We start from the raw sequence: 16,203 nt of genomic DNA, 5'->3' as shown, positions 1-16,203 counted from the left end.
CCGTGTAGTATACCGTTTATGTTCTTATGCATGTGGGGTAACGCCACATCAGATACTTTAAAGGAAAACAATTCAAGAAAGCTATTATTTTAGTAGCCGCCCTGTACTACTGTAGTTTTTCTTTAAGTTATCGCGATGTTTCTGAAATGCTGAAAGAACGTGGTATTTCAGTTCACCCAACAACCATCATGCGATGGGTTCATGAATATGGAAATCTCATCTATCAAATTTGGAACTAACTTCTTCCGAAACATTGTTCCGCATTTACCAACCTGTTTATGTTTTTTTAAAACTTTGCAACAGAACCACATTGTTTTAATTAAATTTTATGTTATACTTCTATAGGCATCTGATTTTTATTCTATATAAAAGCAGGTGAAAAGCCCTTATCAAATCGATAATGGCTTTTCTATTTTTCATGAAGATCGATTATATGGCATGAGCAATAAATTTAAAGGAGAATTATAAAATGATTTTTCCAAGTAACATCAATACGTCTTATGAGTATTCAATTATAGAAATTCAATGTTTACCTTGTATTTCTACAGTACCTGATTTTTATGATAATTTTGTACTTATTTGTAGTACTTATCTTAATAAAAATGATAAAGCACATGGTCATACTACATTTGAAATTCAATCAATAAAAGAACTGTCTTATAATAATCCAAATGTAAAAAATGCTAAGAAGTTTGTATACCAAGGTGGGTCTTTGAAAATAAATGATTTTGTAACAATTACTCAAGCGGAATCAGACTATGATACGAAATTCATAGCGAGACTTTCCTATCAATATCATAGCGATCAAGAGAGGGAATATATACAAGAGCAAGATTTACTCTTATTTTCCATTTCTGAAGGGCCAAAGGGGCAATTGTCTAATATTCCTTATTTATATCTTCCTCCGGATTTTAAGAAGTATATAGAATATTATCAGGCTAAGCACGATTCTGAAGTTCTTCACACCGCTTACTCAATATTAGAACATTTCATAAAAGAACATGATTGTTCAGAATCTTTCATTAATCAATTTGAAATTTTAAAAGAAAAACAAAAGAATAAATCTCTTATCTTGTATGATAGCTTTTTACGGAATCAATATAAGAAAATTTGATTTATTTTCATAGAAACATCAAAAACCCTTTAAATATTATACAAAATACACCTATTTGTTTATAAAAATGAAGAAAATGCATAAATTCATAAAACTATATATGTATTTTGTAGTATCCTAGACCATATCTATCTAAAAGTCTTTCATAGTACATTTTTGACACTCCCACCCCTAAAGGGGCAAGCTGACATACGTCAGTGGGATTCTTGCTACCAAAGGCGAAGTCCATTTCTGGTATCGCTGACGTGCAAGATTGCGATGTGCTATCACCACTCCCATGACAGACCGTATAGGTTCATGGGCTAAGGGGCTGTTACCATACCGTACAGATTGTTTGGTTCTCCTTATGTTTTAGAGTCTTTTGCATGACTTTGAAGCCATTTTAACATGTTTTGCTACGCAAAAGCGATACTTTCATCCTATGCTTAAAGGCGGACTTAAGTCCTGCAGGGGCTTTCTCGTATCGTAAATCTGTAAATTTTAGTTAAAAGATACCACTTGTTTAATAAACTTAGTGAAGTAAAGTTAATTACTTTAATATATTATTAGGAGAGAATTTATGAGTAAAAAACTATTAAAATCAATAACATCATTAACGATGGTAGGAGGTGCATTGTTAGGAACAAGTAGTGATCCCGTAAAAGCTGAAGTCCAGTCAGGGAGAAATTCAGTTGTATTTAATGATGTTCCCAAAAACCATTGGGCAAATAATGCCATTACGAGCTTAGCTAATCGTAATATTATCGGGGGATATGGAAATGGAATGTTTGGCCTGGGAGATAATGCTACTCGTGAACAGGTGGCAGCTTTAATTTATCGTGTGCTAGCTCCTGCTAAAAAAGGAGGCACTCTTAATAAGGACAACTCTTTTTATATTATGCAAGATGGGTCTCAGCTTAAAAATCCATATAAGGACATTAATAAAAACTCAACAATGTTCCTAGAAGAGATTCTATTTTTGACAGACATAGGAGTCTTTAAAGGGGATCAAAATGGGGAATTTCGACCAAAAGAATCATTAAGTCGTGCAGAAATGGCACAGGTCATCAAGAATGCTTTTAAAGTTCCTGTGTTAAGTAAACATACTTTTAATGATGTACCAGATAATTCATGGGCGAAGGACGCTATTAGTGCCGTACAGTCGAATAAAATTGCATCAGGTACAGGTAATGGAGGTTTTGAACCAAATAAAACTGTAACTCGTGAACAGTATGCACAGTTTTTATTTAATGCATTAAATTATATGGAACAATTTAATACACAAAATCCTGATGTGACAAAACCAAATAATGAAGGTACGAGTGTACAAACTGAGGTACAACTATTAGAAGCTTATAAAAAAGACATGAAAAATTATATTAATAATCATGAAGAAGATATAACTATAACATATAAATCTAAACAATCTAATATTAGAGAAGTTATGGATACGCTTGTTAAAGCATATGATGAGACAGTTGATTCAAATGAATACATGAAATATAACATCGCAAATACACAATATTCTATTCGTGGTATTCCAGGAGATTATGTATTTACATTAAAAATTACATACCGTGAATCAAAAGAGCAAATGAACTATGTAAAGACACAAGCAAAATCAGTTATCACTTCTATTGTTAAAGCTGGTATGGATGAACATGAAAAAGTAAAAGCGATTCATGATTATGTCGTAAAACATGTTTCTTATGATACTTCTTTCCAGGCTTATACGGCATATGAAGCTTTAGCAAACCGTTCTGCTGTTTGTCAAGGATATGCATTATTAACTTATCAATTGTTAAAAGAGGCAGGAGTAGAAGGTCATATTGTAACAGGGACTGGAAATGGACAACCTCATGCTTGGAATCTAGTGAAAATTGAGGGGAGATGGTACCATCTTGATACAACCTTCGATGATCCAATTCCAGATGTAGAAGGACGTGTAACTTATTCATACTATAATTTATCTGATGAACAAATTGCTAAAGATCACCAATGGGATCGTAATCAATTTGCGAAAGCAACAACAATCTATAATAATGAGTTAACAAATAAAATTCAGATCGGTAGCCCGAAAGCAATGGGATATCAGAAAATATTAACGGATATCAAACGCTAATATGAATCTGTGTAGTTTATTAATAAAATAAAACAATGCACAAACGATTAATTGAGGTCTGTGTAACAATGGACCAGTACTAGATGAAAAAAGAATCCCATAAACCTATATGATATGGGATTCTTTTTTTTATTTTATTTGTTTTGTTCATCTGATGTGTATATTTACAGCATGTAATCATTTTAACTAAATTTAGGTAATTCCTCTCTCTCCTCAATTTGTATGTAGGTGCATGGCACCAACAAATAGGTGGGAGATGAATTACTTTTTTTCATAATAAAACATACGTTTTATTGTTATCATCTAGTTATGAAGTGTCCTTTAACAAGTGATTATATAAGGTTAAGTAGACAAAGAAACTGCGAAAACCAAGAAAATCCTTCCAATCGTAAAATAATCAAGGTATCTAAAGAATCTCCATTCGTTGAATATCTAAGGCAGGAATAGTCCGAAGTAACGCCCAGCTAGATGAAAGAGTACGTTCGTCATGGAACTGAGAAGCTCCCACCTCTAAGCGTTAGCATAGGTGGTGAGTAGTTCACCGAACTATATAAACTAACGAGATAGCCTAATTCATGATTAGTTCTTGTACTTGTATAGAAATAAACACGCAAGATAGGTGAATTTAGGAAGCGACCACTTCTAAACAAGCTGGAAGTGGGGATAGTTTAAGAAATTCATTTAGTCCTTATATGTGTTTTGTAAATAACGATCATATAAATCTTTTTCTAAAATACTTTGTTTATCTTGTAGTTCCTTAAATTGTTCAATGAATTCACTATCTTCTTTTGTGCTTCGACACAAAGTATAAAAAGCATCATGGAGAATTTTAGATTCTTGATGAGCATCATAGTAGTCTATGTAGGTCTTAAATTCTGGTGGTAGATAAAGATAAGGGACGTTAGAAAAAGAACCTTTGATTCCTACTGAAGTAGAAAATAGGAGTAAGTCTTTATTTTGTATATATTCCATCTCTTGATCTTTAGAATATTGGTAAGAAAGGTTTGCTATAATCTTTGTATCATAATCAGTTTTCACCTCAATCATGTTTACAAAATCATTAATCCTTAAAGTACCACCTTTGAATGCAAACTTTTTTGCTTCTTTAACGTGTGAATTATTATAAGATAATTCTTTTATAGATTGGATTTCAAATGTAGTATGACCATGTGCTTTATCATTTTTATTAAGATATGTACTACAAATAAGAACAAAGTCGTTTTGAAATTTTATTGTTTCAGAATTATAGGGTAAGCATCTAATTTCTATTATTGAATACTCACACTTACCGTTAACATTATTGGGAAAAGTCATTATTATTATAATTCTCCTTTATATTTATTTCAGGTGAAGAGTAGTTACTCTTCACTACCTTTATTTTAAATAAATTATATATTAATAGTAACCCTCAATTCCAGAAATTTATCATTTTAGCCAAGAAGACTCCTTCCTCAAGGAACGTGAAGGGTCGCAGCCCAGTGAGTAGGTGGGAGATGAATTGGCTTCGGACAAGGGGTGGCATGAAGCCATCTTAATTGTTCGACATATGTAAAGTGTTACTGGGTAATTTGTCATTATCACTTCACTACCTATCGAATGTATGTTTGTTGTATAATAGACACATGTCGAACTGGAGGTGAAACGAATGATTATCAATAAAGCATATAAATTTCGTATATATCCAAATAAAGCACAAGCAACGCTAATCAATAAAACGATTGGTTGTTCTCGTTTTGTATTCAATCATTTCCTATCTCTATGGGATAACGCATACAAAGAAACAGGAAACGGTTTGACATATGGTACATGCTCTGCCAAACTTCCTGCCATGAAGAAAGAGTTTGTTTGGTTAAAAGAAGTAGATAGCATTGCTATTCAGTCGTCTGTTCGCAACCTTGCGGATGCTTATACACGTTTTTTCAAAAAACAAAACAGTGCTCCGCGTTTCAAATCTAAGAAGAACAATGTACAATCTTACACCACAAAACAAACAAATGAAAACATTGCCGTTGTAGGAAACAAAATTAAATTGCCGAAACTAGGTCTTGTTCGATTTGCCAAAAGTCGTGAAGTAAATGGACGTATTTTAAATGCTACGGTTAGACGGAACCCTTCTGGCAGATACTTTGCGTCATTGTTAGTAGAAACAGAAGTGCAAGAACTTCCGAAAACACATTCTTACATTGGAATTGATGTAGGACTAAAAGATTTTGCCATTTTGTCAGATGGAAAAACCTATAAAAACCCGAAGTTTTTTCGATCATTAGAAGAGAAGTTAGCCAAAGCACAGCGTGTTCTTTCTAGAAGAACGAAAGGATCTTCTCGCTGGAATAAACAACGAATAAAGGTTGCTAGAATTCATGAATACATGACAAACGCTAGAAAAGATTACTTGGACAAAATCTCAACTGAAATCATCAAAAACCACGATGTTATCGGTATAGAAGATTTGCAAGTATCGAATATGTTAAAGAATCATAAGTTAGCAAAAGCGATTAGTGAGGTATCATGGTCACAGTTTCGAACCATGTTGGAATATAAAGCAACATGGTACGGTAAACAAGTCATTGTCGTATCGAAAACATTTGCTTCAAGCCAATTATGTTCTTGTTGTGGATATCAAAACAAAGACGTTAAAAATCTAAACCTACGTAAATGGGATTGCCCTTCTTGTAGTACACATCATGATAGAGATATTAACGCAAGTATCAATCTAAAGAATGAAGCGATAAGGCTTCTAACCGCAAGGACTGCGGAGATAGCCTAATAAATTAGAGTTCGATAGAACTCTTTACTTAGGAATCCCCCACTTCTAAACGAAGTGAAAGTGGGGGTAGTTCAAGAGGGTTCATAAAAAAGCGAGTCCATTCTATGTTAGGATTGAAGTCACTTCGTACAGCTACATTAATTTTAAGTGGCATCGAAGCTATGCATATGATGAAAAAAAGGCAACTTCACCAAAGAGTGAAATCTGCCCAAAATGAAGTTAAATTCATTCATAAATTGTTTGGATTAGCTGTTTAATCTCCTCGTTAACAGGATATTGCCGTTCTATGTTTCTAGTGAAGTATTTTCGCACCAGAACCGTTATATCAATATTGATAAATTTATTACAAAATTAGCTATAAATGATTCAAAACCCAAAAGTTTACTTTCATTTCCCCTTAAACATTGACTTTAATCTATTTTTATTGATATCCTAAAAATATATAAAAAAGTATACATTCAAATTAATGAAAATAAAGGGATTGAAAAGTAGATGAATAAAAAGCAACATTTAATTGATGTACAACCAATTCGAAGCAAAGAACAGCTCGAAGATATGAAATGGTCTCTTAAACGTCATTGTTCAGATCGTGATTATATTTTATTCCTGATTGGAATTAATACTGGGTTACGTGTAAGTGATTTACTTAAAATGGAAGCGGATGAAATTTTAAAACTGAAGCGAAAAAAACGGAAAGAATTTAGAGTTAAAGAAGGAAAGACAAAAAAGGAGCGTATCATAAATATTACATCCATTTTTGAGGAAGTGCTTCCATACGCTGAAGATTTAAAAAGTAACTGGTTATTTCCTTCTCGAAAAGGTGATAAGCCCATTAGTAAAATTCAAGCGTATCGACAGTTACAAAAAGCCGGAGATTTTGCAGGAGTCGAATCTTTGGGTACTCATACAATGCGTAAAACATTTGGGTATTGGTTTTACAAGCAAACAAAGGATATTGCTATGTTACAAGAAATATTGAATCATAGTACACCACAAATTACACTAAGATACATTGGAATTAATAAAGAAGAAAAAGATAATGTACTTGATACATTCCGAATCTAATTTGAATTTTTAATGTGGATTTGAAATAAAGTTGAATCGTTTATGGGGTAGGACGCACATCGCCATCAACCTAAGAAAATGGATAACCCCCAAGTCTTACAAATAGATAATAAAAGGCTTTCTTATATTGAATATATATTTTTATTAGGGGAGAACTCAAAAAAATATCTGCAGGAAATACAACGTTGTTTCAAATCTATAAAAAAGTTTAGATTGTATAAGTTACATTAACAGTGGTCTTCATTATAAATGATAAATTACAAAAGCCGATTTCCATAGTTTATAGGAGAACGGCTTTTTTCGTGTGGGGTACCTGGTACTATCTAATTAAGAGATATAATTCCCAAATCAAAAAAATGAAAAATTCTCAATTTTATCGTTTTGGGGTATTAATTTATCTTAGCTTGATGGGCATGTATGATGACCCCTAATATATGTATTAACGTGGGCTTTATGTTATTTGGTTGGCGGGCCCCCTCTAGTCTGGTGGGACTTTTTATTCACATAATTCCTGTTATCGATAGTATCCAAAAAAGCTAACTACTTATCTTTTTTCAGATAAGTAGTTAGCTTTTTCGTTTTGGTGACACTTTAAAATATTAGTTTGATGGCTATGTTGTGTAACTCAAAATCAAATGTTTATAAAATTAAGATTACCAAGGTATTTAGAGTTCGAGGCAGTTACACAAAATATAAGATATGGGTAAGTAAAGGAAAGAATTTTATGTTTTTTCAAATTCCTAAAAGAGTTCTATAGATCAATAAAATATGTTTTTTTGAAATTGTCACTTTCCTGTAACAAAAGTGATTTATTATATATTTTTGAAACATAATATAGAAAGAAGGAGAATTTATGAAGAAAATCATACCAATAATTGCATTAATGGGCATGATGAGCTTAGGGATGCAGGAAATGAATGTGAAAGCTGAAATTTACAAATGTGCAGATTCCAAAATGGATTTTTGGAATTCCAAAAGAACAGGTACTAATTTTATGAACAGTACTTCATTACCTGAGAATTATAAAAGTGCAAAGGAGGCCAATATTGAATATGTTCGTTTAGCACCGGATAAATGGGCAAAAGATAAAGATTTTTTATTTGAGGATAAACCAGATACTTCTGGAAAGGATTTTCTGATAGGTAATGCAGATGACTATCAGGGATTAGTAAAGGAGGATTTAGAAAAATTAAAAGAGGATTTAGATGCCGCACAATCGCAAGGAATGAAAGTTGTTCTTACAATGTTATCTTTACCTGGTGATCGATGGCGTCAATTTAATAATAACAAGAATGACGACAGAATATGGGAAGAAGAGAAGTATCAAGAGCAAGCAAGCCAATTTTGGAAGGACCTTGCGCTTGAATTAAAAGATCATCCTGCTGTGGTTGGTTACAACATTATCAATGAGCCACATCCAGAAACATCTAAGAATAATAGATATAATGATTTTTGGACGGAAGATTACGAGAAATGGTATGAAAAAGTGAAAGGAACGACAGCTGATTTAAATAGATTTTATCAAAAGGTCATTAATTCCATTCGTGAAGTGGACCAAGAAACACCGATTATTTTAGATTCAGGTTTATATGCTACTCCATGGGCCTTTAAATATTTAAAACCAGTAAAGGATAAAAAAACACTTTATGCATTTCATATGTATGAGCCATATGAATTAACGAGCCAAGGTGAAAAACAAAACAAGGAATATCAATATCCGGGATTTGTAAAAGTAGGGGATTTAGAGAAACCTGTAATGTGGAATAAACAAGGATTAAATAAATTCTTACAGCCTGTTCAAAATTGGTCTAAGAAAAATCATGTACCATCTAATCGAATCATGGCTGAGGAATTTGGAATTAATCGTACCGTTCCAGGAGCCCCTCAATATATGCAAGACTTAATTTCTATATTCAATCAAAAGGAATGGCACAAATCATTCTATGCATTCCGTGAAGATACTTGGACAGGAATGAATTATGAATTAGGAACAGGAAAAATAAAATGGGATGAAGAGGGGATACCAGTACATCAAGATAATCCACTTTGGGATGTAATAAAAAATGATTTACAATCAACTATTACTAAGTAATATAGGGTGTTAGGAACGTGAAGGGATACAGCTGTTGCTTTGAAATAAAGTCGTACTGTTTTGAATAAAGTTTAACTGTTTGCAAAAAAGTTGCACCGTTTTGCATCATTAGGTAAAGCTGTCACGGTAAAACTCCTGAGTTTCGATCAAACTTTATTCCAAACCAACATAAAAAAGGACTTCTATGTTTTAAAATCTTTTTTATTTGTAATCAGGATTTTTGCAAGACTTGTGAATTTCATAGAAAACAAAAGGGATATAAAGCAAAATGTTATTGTTTTGTACATTAAAGGTTATTTATGTTATTTAAATTATATTTTTGCGAAGGTACTAGAGGGAGTGTTATTATGTATAGTGTGCTTGAAACTGCAAAAGAGAACAATTTAAGTCCTCATCATTCTCTTCGATATTTGTTTGAAACGCTCCCCAATATCGATTTAAACAATTATGAAGAAAAATTTGTGTTGGATTCTCTTTCTATTGGTCTTAGTTGTGGGAGAAGCCCTAGTTTCGTGTTATAACTATAAAAAATCCTCATATATAAACATATAGATTTAAGTTGATTATATGAAATGAAAAATCAAGTCGTTATTTTGGGGATTCAGACTACCAATTATTTAAACTATTATTCACACTAAAAGAAGTACAAGGAGGAAGGTATATCTATTAAAATAGTGAGATATACCAAAGTAGAAATGAACATTAAATTTAACAAAAAAGTAGTAGCATTCACAGCAGGATTAACGGTATTATCTTTACCATTGGCATCATTTGCAGAGGAACAACAATCAGTAAACAATAAGCAACTTACAAGCGTTCAAGAACAAGGTAAAACAGACCAACTTCAAGCATCAGATGAACAGGCTTTAAAAAGTATTGAAGCTAGTTTTGAAGGGGTAGACGGACGTGGTGAAGGTACTGTCGATAATAAGAAAGCAGACAGCCTTCAACGTTCAGAAGGTATTCATGAAGAAACGGGCACATTAACTGTTCCTAACAATTCAAACAGAACAAAACGTAGTCTGTCTTCCGCATCATCTAGAATCTCTAGTACAATAAACGGTGTTCCATTCACTGAATGGATTGTTCCAGTAGGTAACGATAATATTCGTCCTCAAAACTACATGAGTCCAAAGTACATTACAATTCATGAGACTGATAATACAAGTGTAGGAGCAGGTGCTAGAAACCACGCTCAATATCTATATAACCAAGCAGTAGGGAACACAGACCGAGCTGCATCATGGCACTTTACAGTAGACGATAAAGAGATTTATCAACACTTACCATTAAACGAGAACGGGTGGCACGCAGGAGACGGTGATGGTTCAGGTAATAGAGAGTCTATTGCAATTGAAATCGCAGTTAATAGCGACGGTGACTACAGTAAAGCAGTAGATAACGCTAAGAAACTTGCGGCTTATTTAATGAAAGAAACTGGTGTACCGTTAAATAATATCGTAAAACACCAAAGGTGGAGTGGTAAAAACTGTCCTGCTATCATGATTAATAGTGGACAATGGGGTTCATTCGTAAATGGTGTTGAGGGGTATTATAATAACTTTTATCAACCAAAAGATGATATAACAGGAGGTTGGTATGAATCCGCTATTCGAGAGTTAAATAGAAGGGGTATTATGGTAGGGGAAGGAAACGGAGTTTTCGCGCCTAACAGAGCCGTAACAAGAGCCGAATTTTCTCAATTAATCTCTAAGTCTCTAAATCTGCCGGCCGGAGATGCATCATTTAAAGACTTAAATGATGCAAACCCAACTCTACGAGATGGTATTAAACGCACTGCAAGTGCGGGAATCATTAAAGGTAGAGGCGACGGTTATTTTGACCCGAACACACCAATTACAAGAGAAGAATCAGCGGTCATTGTGAACAAGGCTTTACAGTATAAAGGTCAATGGGGACCAGTTGCAAATTTACCATTTGTAGATAAAGACCAAATTATCTATAAGGAAGACGTACAAAGATTGTATGGCTTAGGAATCGTAAAAGGTAAAGAAAACAACCAATACGACCCTAAAGGTACAACAACTCGTGGAGAGACTGCAACGTTCCTATTAAATATGCTTCAAGTTATTGAAACTGGTAAAGTTCAAAATGTAATCGGAATGGCTCAAATCAACGGTATTGGAGTAAATATTCGAAGCGGAGCAGGTACAAACTATCCTATTGTTAGAAAGTCAAGTAAAGGCGAAAATGTTACAGTATATGAAGAAAAGAACGGTTGGCTAAGAATTGGGACAGATCAGTGGGTGTATTATGACTCTAGTTATATCAACTATAACAGATGATAAAAAACTAAATAGTTAAAGGGATAAGTCATATAGAGATATATGACTTGTTCTCAGGCTGTGGAGAAAGTCTTCGCCACAGCCTGTTTTTGTGTCTGAACTTTTTTATCTGTCAACACTGATAAAAAAGAAGAAAAGGAGAGATTTCTGATGAGGGGTGTGAGCTTGAAATAGAGTCACGATATTTGGAAAACATGTAAATGTTTATGATCGATTCACTGATTTAAATAGTGAACCGTGTTACCTTAATTATTAATGTATCATTTTCATTCTACAGTAGAATAGTAATTTGAAAGTTTCCCCACTTATTTTAGGGGAGAATTATCATTTTTCCGATATGGGTTCGTTTATTTTGTTACCCTTTATCATCCCTTAACAACAAATACGACGCTAAACCGATCACAACAGCGCCTAATATAGTAATTACGGTTCTGGTGCAAACCTCGAATGCTGTCAAAATATACACAAAAATATGAGAATGATTACGGACATTCAATCTTTACAAAGTATAAAAATACGGATTTTTAATACTGATTTCCGAACAACTCATTTTCATAAAAATATAACATTCATGTTGGATTATCTACGTAATCATTTTTGCACCAATGATGTAATTTTTGTTTGAGTCGTTTGGCTCCGTAAGTGTTAGGTGGAAATTTCATTTTCCCTAAAAATTCGAATACAATCACATCAGCATGGTGCTGTTCCGCAAAGTTTACGATGCGACGAGCTGTATCTATCATGATATGTTTTTGTAGACCGTTTATCTTTCTCCAAAGGTTAGGAGCGGAAATGTACCCATATTTCTTTTGTGCGATTTTTACGTTCTTACTCATTCGATCCATCCGGTCTTTTTCTACTGGCTGGTTAATAAATGTACGTCCAATGACAGTTCCATCGGAACGAATGGCAGAACATACCGCAGAATTGGTCATTCCAAGGTCCACGGAAATAATCGTTTGGTCTTTTATGTTTGTTTTATTTAACGGAATTTTCTTCTCATAGGAGATAGCTAGGTAGTATTTTTTACCACTTTTTATCAGCTTTGGATTGCATTCTTTCCAACCTAAAACGCCCCTCTTTTCTAAATCCATTGGTTTATATGTAATATCTACCCAAACCAAATCTTTTTTTATAAATAACTTTAATTTCGCTTCATGGTTACTTCCTTTTTCAAACATGTTACCACGGTAAAACACAGGAAATTCATTGTGTTTCAGTTGAAAAGAAGGTGGACGTTTTGAAAAACGTTTCCCTTCTTGCTTCGCTTGTTCTTTTTCTTCTACCCAGTTTTGGAGTAAGGAACGATAACTTTTCACTTTTCCGAAGGCGGAAGCGATAGCCGCGCGCCTGAAATAACTAGGGAACTTGTAAAAACGTTGGTTGAACTCTTTATATTTAGGAAGTGGGTTTGTTTTCGTCGCATGCGTTAACATTTCCACGGCTGGTACGATTCCTTTTGTGTTCCAATCATCCAAACTTAAAAATTCTTTATCAATAACATTCATAAAATACGAAAGTGCTTCATTAAAAATTTGAATCGTTGGTTCAAAGATGCTTGTTTGATTTGTTATTTTATGTTTTAACGTTTTAGATTTTATCGCGGACATCCAACAAATCCTCCTTCCTTTTCATATTTGAGCATGTTAAAATTTTAACCTATATTAATTTAGTTGTTGTTACAAAATATAGACATCCTTGTATCAATGAAAACATAAAAAATAGGCTCGAGGAAATTGCCCACAACCTATTTACAAAGTGGAATTGTACAATTATTGAAATGAACGGTGAAGAGGATCACATACATATCCTGTTTGATGCTCCGCCACAAATTCACTTGGCTAATGTTGTGAATAGTTTTAAAACAGTTACTTCCCGCTATATACGAAAAGAGTTCCCCGATGAATTGAAACCTTTTTACTGGAAACCGTATTTTTGGAGTAGAAGTTACATGTTACTCACAACGGGAGGCGCACCAATTGAAGTTTTACGTGCGTACATAGAGAATCAAGGAAAATAAATTACAGAAGGCTAACCTCCACTAAATCGAAGATTTTGAAGAGGAATGCGCCTTCTTATTTTTGGTTCAATTTCAAACGAGACATAAATAGGCTTCTTTGTCATGAATGGTCTGTATTGGGTAAGGGACGTGCTAGCTATTTCTTGACTATTCCATGCACAAAGTACAATCAATTCATCCGCGTGATATTTGCTCAATCGCTGGACAAAGTCTACTTGTTTGGCAATCTCTTGTAGTGCAGTTGGAGATACAAAGGTTTGTAGTTCTTGGGCGAAAAGATACAGTTCATCTGAAATAATAGACATAAAAAATGCCATCCTTTCTCGTAAACTTCTTACGATAAGCATAGCGTTTTTTCGTTTTAAGGGTATAATCTTAGCTTAGCTTGATAGCGATGTGGCGGTACCCCAATAAGATTATTCAATTATTTGGTGGTGCAATGATTGGTACGTTTGTAAAAGCCTTCTTCTTTTATTTACTAAATGCACAAAGTAATGCGAGTACCTCGTCTTTAGTGAGAACCGTTGGTTCTCAAAAAGATTTTATCAATCTTTTCATAAATACATATGCTGCTTGGGATGGGATTATAAGAGACTATTCAGTGTGAATTAAAAAAATTTATCTACCATTTTTATGTGTCGTTCTATTAAAAATTCCAAATTTGACCAATTTGATGCGATGAAATTTGGTCAAAGATAATGAAACTTTAAGAACAATAAGGTACACTAGTCAATGATTTTAGTTTAAAATAGATTGATATTGATATATGCGGAGGAAAGATGGATGGACAACAATACAATAAATGAATCAGTTGAAGAAGGTGATAAAAAACGAGTAAGATCAAGCAAACGTTTTACAAATTGGAAGCTTATCGCAGCGGGTGGCGGTATGATTGCACTTCTTATTGGGGGAATGAGTTATTATCAGGCAACCCACTTCAATTCAAATATTACGATTAACGACACAAAAGTCGGAGGTCTGAGCGCTGATCAGGCAATACAGAAATTAAAAACATCTGGACTAGAAAACAAAGTTTATGTCGGTCAACAAAAAATTTTAGATGAAGAAGATACGCAAATGGAACTTACGGAAAAAGATTTGCCTCAAGTTAAGAAACTATTAAAAAGCCAGTGGACATTTTTCCCTTCCTCAAAGGAAAAAAATTATTCACTGCTACCGGAAAAGGCGGATCAGTATCGTAGCGAAACGATGAAAAAAATTGTAGAAGAAAAGCTCGTCTCTATGAATAAAAAATTAAAAGCGCCTCAAGATGCGATGGCGAAGCTCGAACAAGGAAAAGTTATTATCCCGAAAAGCGTTGACGGAAAACAGTATGACGTTACTAGTCTACTGAAAGATTACGACAAGCAGAAGTATAAAAGCGAAATTCATCTGAAGCCTGCGTACATACAGCCTATTAAAGAAGACAATCCGATTGTCAAAAAAGAGGAGAAAGCACTACAGGATCTTCTTCAACAATCCGTTGATTATAAGGTACAGAATGAAGTTTATCCTTTAAAAGCGAAAGATTTAATTCAAAATGCCTCTATGTCAAAGGATATGAAAGTTACAATCGATGCGAGCGACATTAAGAAAAAGATTGCTGGAATTAATAATGCTAAATCAACATTAAATAAAGACTTTACATTTAAAACCCATTCCGGTTCGGTCATATCAGTAAAAGGACAAGGCTATGGTTGGGCACTAGATGTTGAAAAAGAAACAAAGCAAGTCCAACAAGCCTTTGAAAAAGGCGAAAAGTCGCTTACTGCTTCTAATATTCACGGAAATGGCTGGAGTAATGAAGGCATCGGTTATGAAACAACATCGAATAATGGCATCGGAGACACGTATGCGGAAGTCTCAATTGCAGAGCAACAAATTTGGATTTACAAAGATGGAAAATTAGCAGTCACAACAAATGTAGTAACTGGTAAACATAGCACGAGTGAAGATACATCACCAGGTGTGTGGTACGTCCTATATAAACGATCACCATACACACTCAAAGGCAGCGCAGTAGGTAAAGCTGATTATTCCGTTAAGGTAGATTACTGGGCTCCGTTCACAAATAGCGGCCAAGGATTCCACGATGCCGGCTGGCGAACAAACTGGGCAAATAATGCCTATTTAACTGGGGGATCAGGCGGATGTGTTAACCTTCCTCCTAGTATTGCAAAAACTGTGTATGATAATTTAAGCACTTATGAACCGGTTATCGTGTACTAGTAAATAGCAATCTCGCGTGCGGGGTGGAAAAACAGTTATATACGTTAATGTAAATACATAAAATCATAATCTCATGACTTGTAAAAAAAAGAGCATTACGTGGTGAGTTGTTAAAAAGAAAATAGCCTAATAGGGGTCACCATACATCGCTATCAAGCTAAGGTTTTGCACTATCCATAAAGCAAAAAAGACGTTATCCTTTCTGTAGAATTATAGGAAAGGATGGCGTTTTTTATGAATTTTTCGATTCTTGAAGAACTTCAACCGATTGCTGAAGAATTGCAACGATAAATGTCTCCTCATGTCCTAGAATACCTAGCTAAAGAAAAAGGATTCGTTCAGCAAAAGTGTAAATATCGAGCAAGGGAGTTAGTTGCTTTATGTGTATGGCTTAGCCAACAGGTTGCAAGTACATCACTCACACAATTATATAGCTATCTTGAAGTATCTACAGGTGTTCTTATCAGCCCTGAAGAACCACTTAGCTTCCGAAGGTGAGTAATTTTATA

Annotated in this window: 11 protein-coding genes and 4 pseudogenes; 12 read left to right on the top strand and 3 right to left on the bottom strand. The window is 34.1% G+C overall.

The window, feature by feature from the left end; all coding sequences use genetic code 11:
• Window positions 1–47: 47 nt before the first annotated feature.
• From MHI07_RS26365 to MHI07_RS26355, 3 genes and pseudogenes are all read left to right on the top strand, one after another.
• A pseudogene (locus MHI07_RS26365) lies at window positions 48–233 on the top strand (IS6 family transposase); the annotation flags it as partial.
• Between the two features lie 236 nt (window positions 234–469).
• Entirely contained in the window at window positions 470–1,114 is a 645-nt protein-coding gene (locus MHI07_RS26360) for a hypothetical protein (protein WP_070143918.1), read from the top strand.
• Between the two features lie 559 nt (window positions 1,115–1,673).
• Entirely contained in the window at window positions 1,674–3,215 is a 1,542-nt protein-coding gene (locus MHI07_RS26355; protein WP_070143917.1) for an S-layer homology domain-containing protein, read from the top strand.
• A 681-nt stretch (window positions 3,216–3,896) separates the two neighbouring features.
• Here the strand turns inward: MHI07_RS26355 and MHI07_RS26350 are convergent.
• The gene (locus MHI07_RS26350) at window positions 3,897–4,529 is read right to left on the bottom strand and encodes a hypothetical protein (RefSeq protein ID WP_199710469.1); all 633 of its coding nucleotides are present in this window, start codon (window positions 4,527–4,529) and stop codon (window positions 3,897–3,899) included.
• Window positions 4,530–4,860: 331 nt separating this feature from the next.
• Between MHI07_RS26350 and tnpB the strand changes: the two genes are divergently transcribed.
• The 5 genes and pseudogenes from tnpB to MHI07_RS26325 all read left to right on the top strand — a co-directional run bounded on the left by tnpB (window position 4,861) and on the right by MHI07_RS26325 (window position 11,445).
• Window positions 4,861–5,982 carry an IS200/IS605 family element RNA-guided endonuclease TnpB gene (tnpB, locus tag MHI07_RS26345; RefSeq protein ID WP_215582300.1) on the top strand — a complete coding sequence of 374 codons (1,122 nt, stop codon included), beginning with the start codon at window positions 4,861–4,863 and terminating at the stop codon, window positions 5,980–5,982.
• 80 nt (window positions 5,983–6,062) lie between these two features.
• A pseudogene (locus tag MHI07_RS26340) lies at window positions 6,063–6,239 on the top strand (IS6 family transposase); the annotation flags it as partial.
• A gap of 235 nt (window positions 6,240–6,474) precedes the next feature.
• On the top strand, window positions 6,475–7,047 hold the full coding sequence (locus MHI07_RS26335; RefSeq protein WP_199710363.1) for a tyrosine-type recombinase/integrase: 573 nt from the start codon (window positions 6,475–6,477) through the stop codon (window positions 7,045–7,047).
• Window positions 7,048–7,900: 853 nt separating this feature from the next.
• Window positions 7,901–9,139 carry a glycoside hydrolase family 5 protein gene (locus tag MHI07_RS26330; protein ID WP_340826971.1) on the top strand — a complete coding sequence of 413 codons (1,239 nt, stop codon included), beginning with the start codon at window positions 7,901–7,903 and terminating at the stop codon, window positions 9,137–9,139.
• A 695-nt stretch (window positions 9,140–9,834) separates the two neighbouring features.
• Window positions 9,835–11,445, top strand: a complete 1,611-nt coding sequence (locus tag MHI07_RS26325) for an S-layer homology domain-containing protein (protein WP_215582932.1) — start codon at window positions 9,835–9,837, stop codon at window positions 11,443–11,445.
• Between the two features lie 569 nt (window positions 11,446–12,014).
• On the opposite strand, the gene MHI07_RS26320 is transcribed toward MHI07_RS26325, so the two are convergent.
• Window positions 12,015–13,055 (bottom strand): transposase, encoded by a 1,041-nt coding sequence (locus MHI07_RS26320; protein WP_252198891.1) that lies wholly within the window; start codon window positions 13,053–13,055, stop codon window positions 12,015–12,017.
• A gap of 23 nt (window positions 13,056–13,078) precedes the next feature.
• Here MHI07_RS26320 and tnpA point away from each other — a divergent pair, with 23 nt between their 5' ends.
• A complete protein-coding gene (tnpA, locus tag MHI07_RS26315) occupies window positions 13,079–13,465 on the top strand; it encodes an IS200/IS605 family transposase (protein ID WP_215583032.1) in 387 nt (128 codons plus the stop codon).
• Between the two features lie 116 nt (window positions 13,466–13,581).
• On the opposite strand, the pseudogene MHI07_RS26310 reads toward tnpA, so the two are convergent.
• A pseudogene (locus MHI07_RS26310) lies at window positions 13,582–13,770 on the bottom strand (IS4 family transposase); the annotation flags it as partial.
• Window positions 13,771–13,859: 89 nt separating this feature from the next.
• Here MHI07_RS26310 and MHI07_RS26305 point away from each other — a divergent pair.
• The 3 genes and pseudogenes from MHI07_RS26305 to MHI07_RS26295 all read left to right on the top strand — a co-directional run.
• Window positions 13,860–14,072, top strand: a complete 213-nt coding sequence (locus MHI07_RS26305; RefSeq protein ID WP_340826970.1) for a hypothetical protein — start codon at window positions 13,860–13,862, stop codon at window positions 14,070–14,072.
• 176 nt (window positions 14,073–14,248) lie between these two features.
• Window positions 14,249–15,694, top strand: a complete 1,446-nt coding sequence (locus MHI07_RS26300) for a L,D-transpeptidase family protein (RefSeq protein WP_340826969.1) — start codon at window positions 14,249–14,251, stop codon at window positions 15,692–15,694.
• A gap of 291 nt (window positions 15,695–15,985) precedes the next feature.
• Window positions 15,986–16,168: pseudogene (locus tag MHI07_RS26295) on the top strand (IS4 family transposase); the annotation flags it as partial.
• Window positions 16,169–16,203 lie beyond the last annotated feature (35 nt).

Origin of the sequence: Bacillus sp. FSL H8-0545 (assembly GCF_038006105.1) — a bacterium.
In the GTDB taxonomy this organism is placed as follows: Bacteria; Bacillota; Bacilli; order Bacillales; family Bacillaceae_G; genus Bacillus_A; species Bacillus_A cereus_U.
This window is presented reverse-complemented; position numbering and strand designations above follow the sequence as displayed.

Bases quoted from the DNA above. Each gene is read 5' to 3' on its own strand.
- MHI07_RS26325 (WP_215582932.1), top strand. From the start codon at position 9,835: ATGAACATTAAATTTAACAAAAAAGTAGTAGCATTCACAGCAGGATTA.
- tnpB (WP_215582300.1), top strand. From the start codon at position 4,861: ATGATTATCAATAAAGCATATAAATTTCGTATATATCCAAATAAAGCA.
- MHI07_RS26350 (WP_199710469.1), bottom strand. From the start codon at position 4,529: ATGACTTTTCCCAATAATGTTAACGGTAAGTGTGAGTATTCAATAATA.
- MHI07_RS26335 (WP_199710363.1), top strand. From the start codon at position 6,475: ATGAATAAAAAGCAACATTTAATTGATGTACAACCAATTCGAAGCAAA.
- MHI07_RS26330 (WP_340826971.1), top strand. From the start codon at position 7,901: ATGAAGAAAATCATACCAATAATTGCATTAATGGGCATGATGAGCTTA.
- MHI07_RS26300 (WP_340826969.1), top strand. From the start codon at position 14,249: ATGGACAACAATACAATAAATGAATCAGTTGAAGAAGGTGATAAAAAA.
- MHI07_RS26320 (WP_252198891.1), bottom strand. From the start codon at position 13,055: ATGTCCGCGATAAAATCTAAAACGTTAAAACATAAAATAACAAATCAA.
- MHI07_RS26305 (WP_340826970.1), top strand. From the start codon at position 13,860: ATGTGGCGGTACCCCAATAAGATTATTCAATTATTTGGTGGTGCAATG.
- MHI07_RS26355 (WP_070143917.1), top strand. From the start codon at position 1,674: ATGAGTAAAAAACTATTAAAATCAATAACATCATTAACGATGGTAGGA.
- MHI07_RS26360 (WP_070143918.1), top strand. From the start codon at position 470: ATGATTTTTCCAAGTAACATCAATACGTCTTATGAGTATTCAATTATA.